Origin of the sequence: Arenimonas sp. (genome assembly GCF_047602345.1) — a bacterium.
In the GTDB taxonomy this organism is placed as follows: Bacteria; Pseudomonadota; Gammaproteobacteria; order Xanthomonadales; family Xanthomonadaceae; genus Arenimonas.
The window spans coordinates 596,548-604,619 of sequence record NZ_JASGHN010000010.1 but is presented as its reverse complement, the minus strand read 5'-3'; the positions used below and the strand labels follow the sequence as shown (position 1 = coordinate 604,619).

7 protein-coding genes and 1 pseudogene are annotated in these 8,072 nt (G+C 66.7%); all 8 read right to left on the bottom strand.

From position 1 onward, the window contains the following. A pseudogene (locus tag QM707_RS15635) lies at nt 1-682 on the bottom strand (citrate/2-methylcitrate synthase); the annotation flags it as partial. Between the two features lie 237 nt (nt 683-919). Further along, nucleotides 920-1,162 (bottom strand): type B 50S ribosomal protein L31, encoded by a 243-nt coding sequence (locus QM707_RS15630; RefSeq protein ID WP_415000204.1) that lies wholly within the window; start codon nt 1,160-1,162, stop codon nt 920-922. A gap of 78 nt (nt 1,163-1,240) precedes the next feature. After that, the gene (locus QM707_RS15625; protein ID WP_415002804.1) at nt 1,241-2,173 is read right to left on the bottom strand and encodes a nucleoside hydrolase; all 933 of its coding nucleotides are present in this window, start codon (nt 2,171-2,173) and stop codon (nt 1,241-1,243) included. A gap of 22 nt (nt 2,174-2,195) precedes the next feature. Continuing rightward, a complete protein-coding gene (gene recG, locus QM707_RS15620) occupies nt 2,196-4,313 on the bottom strand; it encodes an ATP-dependent DNA helicase RecG (protein ID WP_415002803.1) in 2,118 nt (705 codons plus the stop codon). Next, nucleotides 4,314-4,697 carry a RidA family protein gene (locus QM707_RS15615; protein WP_415002802.1) on the bottom strand — a complete coding sequence of 128 codons (384 nt, stop codon included), beginning with the start codon at nt 4,695-4,697 and terminating at the stop codon, nt 4,314-4,316. A 65-nt stretch (nt 4,698-4,762) separates the two neighbouring features. Next, nucleotides 4,763-6,937 (bottom strand): RelA/SpoT family protein, encoded by a 2,175-nt coding sequence (locus QM707_RS15610; RefSeq protein ID WP_415002801.1) that lies wholly within the window; start codon nt 6,935-6,937, stop codon nt 4,763-4,765. 116 nt (nt 6,938-7,053) lie between these two features. Further along, nucleotides 7,054-7,350 (bottom strand): DNA-directed RNA polymerase subunit omega, encoded by a 297-nt coding sequence (gene rpoZ, locus QM707_RS15605; protein WP_415002800.1) that lies wholly within the window; start codon nt 7,348-7,350, stop codon nt 7,054-7,056. A 110-nt stretch (nt 7,351-7,460) separates the two neighbouring features. Continuing rightward, on the bottom strand, nt 7,461-8,072 hold the full coding sequence (gmk, locus tag QM707_RS15600; protein WP_415002799.1) for a guanylate kinase: 612 nt from the start codon (nt 8,070-8,072) through the stop codon (nt 7,461-7,463).

The following is an 8,072-nucleotide window of genomic DNA, read 5'->3' as shown; positions in this document are numbered from 1 at the left end:
GTTCGTGGTCGGCATGCAGGATGAACAACAGATCGAGCGCCTTGGCGGCTGGGGACAGAGGGGTTCAGCTCGAGCGGCTCGCTCGGCACTTCGAACATCATGTGCAGGAAGCGGTCGACGTATTCGAGGCTGTTGCACGGATCACGGATCGGCCACCCGATCGAATAACGATGGCAGGCCGCCGCGATCGTCGGCACCTTGGCCAGCAGGCGGATCGCCGCGAGACGCCGCTGCTCCGGGTCTTCCAGGTTCAGGTCGCCGTGATAGAAGGCGGCCACGAACCGAGCATGCCGGTCATCATCGCCATCGGATGCGCGTCGTGGCGGAAGCCGTACAGGAAGGTGCGGAACGCCTCGTGCATCATCGTGTGATGCGTGACTTCGTGCTCGAACTTGGCGAACTCGTCCTTGTTCGGCAGTTCGTCGTTCATCAGCAAGTAGCTGACTTCGAGGAAGCTGGACTGCTTGGCCAACTGCTCGATCGGATAGCCGCGGTACATCAGCACGCCGGCATCGCCATCGATGTAGGTGATGGCGCTACGGCAGCTGGCCGTCGACATGAAGCCGGGGTCGTAGGTGAACTGCCCGGTTTCCTTGTAGAGCTTGCCGATGTCGATGCACGGCGGGCCGAGGGTGCCACTGTTGACGGGCAGATCGACGTTCTTATCGCCGGCGTTCAACATCACGCTCTTGTTCGCAGTCACGGCAGGCTCCTTGCAATCGGGCGGGCCGGCTGGCGGCGCCGCTGGAATCGTCCAGTCGCTGGGCCGGAAGGCCGCAGCCAAGCGGCAATTATCGCATAGGAGCTTTAGGCGAGTGAGTCTAGAAATCGCCGGAAGTCCGACGCGGCGCGCAGAAACGACGACGGCCGCCGAGGCGGCCGTCGCTGCTGCGCTGGCGTGCGGGTCGCCCCGCGGCGATTACTTCGCGTAGCGCTTGCGGAACTTGTCGACGCGGCCGCCGGTGTCGACGACCTTCTGCTTGCCCGTGTAGAACGGGTGCGAAGCCGAGGAAATTTCCACCTTGATCAGCGGATATTCCTTGCCGTCTTCCCACTTCACGGTTTCCTTGCTGGCCAGCGTGGAGCGGGTCAGGATGGCGAAGCTGGCGGTGACGTCCTGGAACACGACGTCGCGGTAGTTCGGATGGATATCGGCTTTCATGGGAAAGGCCCGGGAATCTTTAGGGAAAGACGACCATTCTAGCGGGCGTACGGGCCTGCGCGCAAGCCGCCCGGCGACTCAGGCGCCCAGGGCCCCACGGATCCTGGCCTCGAACGCGGCCTGGTCGTAGCTCAGGGCGATGCGGGCATTGGCGGCCTGGTCATTTCGCCCGGCCCAATCCACGACGGTGGCCCCGCGCGACAGCCTGCCCTCGGTTTCGATGGCGACGTGCCGTGTTTCGGCCTGGGCAATGCCCTCCGGCGCCAATGCGACGGCCATGGCCAGGGCGTCGGCCGAATGCCAGTGCAGGCCGCGCTTGCCTTCGGACCAGGCCCGCGTCTTCAGCGAAATGCTGTCGTAGAACCGGGCGCGATGGTCGCCACCGGTCAGCCAGGCGGCGAAATCGGTGTGCAGGAAGCCGTGCCGCAGCACCGCTTCCCAGTCCGCCAGGTCGAATTGCGGGAAGGCGCGGAAAACGACTGCCGCCGCTTCGGGGTCGAAACCGATGTTGAACTCCGCCGGCACCGAAGTGTTGCCCTGCCCGGTCACCGCGCCGCCCATGATCACCAAGCGCCCGACGTGTTCGGGCAGTTCGGGGTCCAGGCGCACGGCCAGCGCGAGATTGGTCAGTGGCCCCAGGGCGACCAGCAGCAGCTTCCCGGAATGCTCGCGCGCCAACCGGATGATCGCCATCGCGGCGTGTTCCGATTCCGCCCGCTTCGCCGCCGGCGCGTAACCGGTATCGCCGAAGCCGTCCAGACCATGCACATAGGCGGCATCTTCGGCCTCGTGCACCAACGGCACCGGGCAGCCGGCGAAGACCGGCACGTCGACGCCGGCCACTTCGCAAAGCTTCAGCGCGTTGGCGACGGTGTGACGCAGGCCGACATTGCCGGCAGCGATGCTCAGACCGACGACGCGATGGCGAGGGTCGTCGAAAGCCATCAGCAGGGCCAGCGCATCGTCCACGCCGGGGTCGGTATCGATCAGCAGGGGAATCTTCTCGTTCACGGGTTCTCCAGGTCTTGTCCGCTCAGGCGCCGGCGAAGCGGGCGGCACCGCCCACCCAACGTTCGACGATGCGTTCGGCGAGCTGCGGATGCTCGTCGAGCAGGGTTTGCGCCGCACGTTGCACCTGCGGCAACAGGGCGGCGTCGCGCGCCAGGTCGGCGACGCGGAATCCGGCGATGCCGGTCTGGCGCGTGCCGAGCAGTTCGCCCGGCCCGCGGAGTTCCAGGTCCTTTTCGGCGATGACGAAGCCGTCGTTGGTCGCACGCATCACTTCCAGGCGTTCGCGCGCCATGCCCGACAACGGCGGCTTGTACAGCAGCACGCAACTCGAAGCCTGCGCGCCGCGCCCGACGCGACCGCGCAACTGGTGCAACTGCGCCAGGCCCAGACGTTCGGCGTTCTCGATCAGCATCAGGCTCGCGTTCGGAACGTCCACGCCCACTTCGATCACCGTCGTCGCCACCAGCAGCTGCAGTTCGCCGGCCTTGAAGCGCTGCATCGTCGCCTGCTTCTCCACCGGCTTCAGTCGCCCGTGCAACAAGCCGATGCGCAGTTCGGGAAGGGCCAATCGCAGCGCCTCGAACGTGGATTGCGCAGCCTGCGCCTCGACCTGTTCGCTGTCTTCGATCAACGGGCACACCCAGTACACCTGCCGCCCTTCGGCGCAGGCAGCGCGGATGCGATCGACCACCTCGCCTCTGCGTTCGGCGCTGACCACGACCGTCGTCACCGGCGTGCGCCCGGGCGGCATTTCGTCGATGACCGAAACATCGAGATCGGCGTAGGCCGACATGGCCAACGTGCGCGGGATCGGCGTCGCCGTCATCACCAGCTGGTGCGGAACGCGTCCGCCGTCGCTCCCCTTGTCGCTGAGGGCCAGGCGCTGGTGAACGCCAAAACGATGCTGCTCGTCCACGATGGCGAGTGCGAGATCGCTGAATGCCACGCCCTCCTGCATCAACGCGTGCGTGCCGATCACGACCTGGGCGGCGCCCGAAGCGATATCGGCCAATACCGCCGCCCTCGCCTTGCCGGAAACCTTCCCCGCCAGCCACACCACGCGCACGCCGAGCGGCTCAAGCCAGGTGCGGAAATTCGCCAAGTGCTGTTCGGCGAGTAGTTCGGTCGGCGCCATCAACGCCGCCTGCTTGCCCGCGTCCACCGCCTTGAGCGCGGCCAGCGCCGCGACGACGGTCTTGCCGCTGCCGACATCGCCCTGCACCAGGCGCAGCATCGGTTCGTTCTGGGCAAGGTCCTGCAAGACCTCCCGGTAGACGCGCTCCTGCGCGCCGGTCAGCGAATACGGCAGGTGCCGCCGCAAAGCCTGGCCGAGTTCGCCCGCACCCTGCAACGATCGGGCGCCATGCGCGCGCAACGCGATGCGCTGGCGGCGAAGGCTCAAGTGATGCGCCAGCAGCTCTTCCATCGCGAGGCGTTGCTGGGCAGGGTGCAGGCCACTGGTGAACAGGGCCACGTCGGCATCCGGCGGAGGGCGATGCGCCATGAGCAAGGCATCGCGCAACGAGGGCAGCCCCATCGGTTCGCGCAGGGCGGCGGGCAGCAATTCCAGCGCCTCGGCGGAAGGCAGGCGGCGCAAGGCCTCGGCGATGATCTTGGCCAGCGATTGCGGGCCGATGCCCTCCACGGCCGGATACACGGGGTCCAGCGAATCGCGCAGGGCGCCTTCGTCGTTTTCGCCGAGGAACCGATAGCTCGGATGCACCATTTCCAAGCCGTGCGCGCCGGGGCGCGCCTCGCCGTAACAGCGCACGCGTCGGCCCGGCAGGAACTGCGCCGCTTGGCTGCGATTGAAATGGAAGAAGCGCAGCGTCAGCGTCGCTTTCGAGTCGTCGTCGATGGCCACGCGCAACGAGGGGCGATAGCGAAAACCGCGTTCCACCGCGCTCACCCGCCCCTCCACCTGCGCAGCGGGTCCCGGACGAAGCTCGCGGATCGCGACGATGCGCGTGCGATCTTCGTAACGCAGCGGGAGATGCAGCCAAAGGTCCTGCAGGCTCGACAATCCGCGCGCCGCCAACTTTTCCGCCAGCGCCGGCCCGACGCCGGGCAGGATGCCGACCGCGGCTTCGCCTGCGGGCGACAACGATGCCTCGGTGGATGCGGACGCGGTGCGGGTCACTCAGTCGAAGGACAGGATGGCGTCGATCTCGACCTGCGCATTGCGCGGCAGGGCGGACACCTGGATCGTGGAGCGGGCCGGATAGGGCGCGGAGAAAACCTCGGCCATCACGGCGTTGACCGCGGCGAAGTCGCCGAGGTCGGTGAGGTAGATGCCGATGCGCGCGATGTCGTCGAGCGATCCGCCGGCAGCGGTGCAAACGGCCTTGATGTTCTCGAAGACGCGACGCGTCTGCGCGGAGATGTCGCCTTCGACGAGCTGGCCGGTCGCTGGATCCAGCGGAATCTGGCCGGAAAGGAAAACCTGCCGCCCGCTGCGCACGGCTTGCGAATACGGGCCGATGGCGGCGGGCGCCTGGTCTGTCGCGATGGGCTGGCGGGGCATGGCGTTCTCGATGCGCGGGATGCGGCCGATTGTAGGAGGCCCGCCGGTCGCGGACCAGTGCGCCGCTACTTGCGCTCAACCGCGTGCACGACGCCCAGCCGCCGCACGCGGCGGATCACGTCGGCCAGGTGCTTGCGATTGCGTACTTCGATGCCGAATTCCATCACCGAAACGCGCAGATCGCGTTCGCGGTATTCGACCGAATCGATGTTGGAATCGCTTTCGGCGACGGCCGCCGCCACCTGCGCCAGCACGCCGGGCTTGTTGTCCACCTCGATGTGCAGGGCGGCGCGGTAGTCGCCTTCGACGTAGCGGTCCCAGGCCATCGGCACGCAACGCTCGGGGTGCTTGCGGTACTCGACCGTATTCGGGCAGTCCTCGCGATGCACCACCACGCCTTTGCCCGCCGTGATGTAACCCATGATGGCGTCGCCGGGAATGGGATAGCAGCAGCCGGCGAAAGTCAGGACGCCGCGCTCGGTGCCGGTGATCAGGATCTGCTCGCCGGTCACCATGGATTCGTTGCGCAGCGGCAGTTCCTGGCTGTCGTGCACCAGCTGCTGCGCGACCTGCGCCGGCATGCGGTTGCCCAGCGCGATGTCGGCGAGCAGCTCCTCCAGTCGCCGGTAGCGGTGTTCGCTCAGGAACTGGTCGAGGCGGCCGGTCGGGATGCGGTCGAGCGAGCTGTCGCGCATCTCCAGCGCGCGGTCGAGCATGCGATGGCCCAGATCCACCGCGTCTTCGTGCTCGAGGCGCTTAAGGTGGTGGCGGATCGCCGTGCGCGCCTTGCTCGAAACCACGAACTCCAGCCATTGCGGGCTCGGCGTCGCCGACGGCGCGGTGATGATCTCGACCGTCTGGCCGCTGGCGAGCTTGGTGCGCAAGGGCACCAGGCGCTTGTCGACGCGCGCGGCCACCGCGTGGTTGCCGATGTCGGTGTGCACGGAATAGGCGTAGTCGAGCGCGGTGGCGTTGCGCGGCAGGGCGAAGATGTCGCCCTTCGGCGTGAACAGATAGACCTCGTCCGGGAACAGGTCGACCTTCACGTTCTCGAGGAACTCGGCCGAAGAGCCGGCCTGCGTCTGACTGTCCATCAGGCTGCGCACCCAGTCCTGGGCGCGGATCTGGGCATTGTTCATGCCTTCGCCGATGTTCTTGTACAGCCAGTGCGCGGCAATGCCGCGTTCGGCGATCAGGTCCATCTCCTCGGTACGGATCTGCACTTCGATCGGCGAACCGTAAGGACTGAACAAGACGGTATGCAGGCTCTGGTAACCGTTCGCCTTCGGGATGGCGATGAAATCGCGGAAGCGCGCATCGAGCGGCTTGAACAGGGAATGCACGGCGCCGAGCCCGACATAGCACTGCATCACCTTCTGCACGATCAGGCGAAACCCGAACACGTCCATCACTTGGTCGAGGCTTTTGTTCTCCTGCCGCATCTTCTGGTAGATGCTCCACGGCGCCTTGACGCGACCGACCAGGCGGAACGGCGTGCCCTCCTGCGCCAGGCGATGCGCGATCTGCGCCTCGATCGTCGCCATCGCCTCGCGCCGGATCACCGGCTGGCTGGCGATGTGCTTGGCCAGCACACGGTGGCGCAGCGGATGCAGCGCACGGAAACCGAGGTCCTGCAGCTCGGCCTTAATCCGGTTCATGCCGAGTCGCTGCGCGATGGGCGCATAGATTTCCAGCGTCTCGCGGGCGATTCGCCGACGCGATTCCGGGCTCATCGAGTCGAGCGTGCGCATGTTGTGCAGGCGGTCGGCGAGCTTGATCAGGATCACGCGCAGGTCGCGCGACATCGCCAGCATCATCTTGCGGAAGCTTTCCGCCATCGCTTCCTGCTTGTCGCGGAACTGGATGCGGTCGAGCTTGGTGACGCCGTCGACGAGCTCCGCCACGGCCGTGCCGAACTCGGCGACGATGTCGGCACGCGGCAGCTGGGTGTCTTCCAGCGTGTCGTGCAGGATCGCGGCGCACAGCGTCTCCGCGTCCATGCGCAACTCGCCGAGGATGGCGGCGACGGCGATCGGATGGGTGATGTACGGCTCGCCCGACTTGCGCGTCTGGCCGTGGTGGGCAGCGGCACCGACCTCGTAGGCACGGCGCACGCGGGCAACCTGTTCGGGATTCAGATAATCCGCCAGCCGTGTTTCCAGCTCGCGCACGGCGTCCGGACAGGGGTCCGGACAAGGCGCGAGGGCCGGATCGACGGTGTTTTTCTGCAGGCGGGTCATGGACCGAGCCTACGCGGCCCGCAGCGGGCCTTCAATCCACGGGGCGGGATGAACGCACCCCGCTAAACGAAAAACGACCCCGCAGGGCCGTTTTCTTCGAAACGAATACCGATTTCTCAGTCGTCGCCCTTCGACAGGTCTTCGTCCACGACTTCGGCGGCGGCCCATTCCAGGGCTTCGCGTTCGCGACGCTCGCGCTCGGCCTTCTCGACCTGGTCGATCAGGGACTGGTCGATCGTGCGGGCGGCGATCTCGCGCAGCGCAAGCACGGTCGGCTTGTCCTCGTGTTCGCTGTTGTCCAGCGTGGCCTCGACGCCCTTGGCCAGCTGGCGGGCGCGCTTGGACGCCATCAGGACCAGCTCGAAGCGGTTATCGACGACGTCAAGGCAATCTTCCACGGTGATACGGGCCATGCGGACTCTCCAGGGCAAGGTCGGCGTTCGGCCAACCCCGCAAAATCAACGAGTTACGTAGAACCGCGCATTATACGCGAGTCCCGGACCCCATGCCAAACCGGTCGCGTTCAGCCCAGGAGGGTTCGGATCAGCCCGGCATGGCGTTCGGCCTGGGCCGATTGGCGCAGGCGCTGTGCGACGAAGATCGCGCGCAGCTCGGCCGCTGCCGCGTCGAAGTGCTCGTTCACGATCACATAGTCGAACTCGCCGTAATGCGACATCTCCTCGCGCGCGGCCGCCAGGCGCCGGGCGATGGTCTCTTCCGAGTCCTGGCCGCGGTTGCGCATGCGCTGCTCCAGCGTGCCGGTGGACGGCGGCAGGATGAAGACGCTGACCGCGTCCGGCATCTTGTCCCGCACCTGGCGGGCGCCCTGCCAGTCGATTTCCAGCAAGACGTCCTTGCCGGCGGCGAGCTGCGGCTCGACCGATTGCTTGGCCGTGCCCTTGTAGTCGCCGTGCACCAGCGCGTACTCGAAGAAGTCGCCGGCCGCGACCATGCGCTCGAACTCGTCCTTGCTGACGAAATGGTAGTGCTGGGCATGGCGCTCGCCCGGCCGCGGGGCGCGCGAGGTGAACGAGATGGACAGCGCGATGCCCGGCTCCTTCGCCAGCACGGCATTGACCAGGCTGGATTTCCCCGCTCCGGAAGGCGCCGCCACGATGTAAAGGGTTCCACGCAT

Coding starts and splice junctions, on each gene's coding strand:
- QM707_RS15630 (WP_415000204.1), bottom strand. CDS start 1,162: ATGAAAGCCGATATCCATCCGAACTACCGCGACGTCGTGTTCCAGGAC.
- QM707_RS15615 (WP_415002802.1), bottom strand. CDS start 4,697: ATGCCCCGCCAGCCCATCGCGACAGACCAGGCGCCCGCCGCCATCGGC.
- QM707_RS15610 (WP_415002801.1), bottom strand. CDS start 6,937: ATGACCCGCCTGCAGAAAAACACCGTCGATCCGGCCCTCGCGCCTTGT.
- rpoZ (WP_415002800.1), bottom strand. CDS start 7,350: ATGGCCCGTATCACCGTGGAAGATTGCCTTGACGTCGTCGATAACCGC.
- gmk (WP_415002799.1), bottom strand. CDS start 8,072: ATGCGTGGAACCCTTTACATCGTGGCGGCGCCTTCCGGAGCGGGGAAA.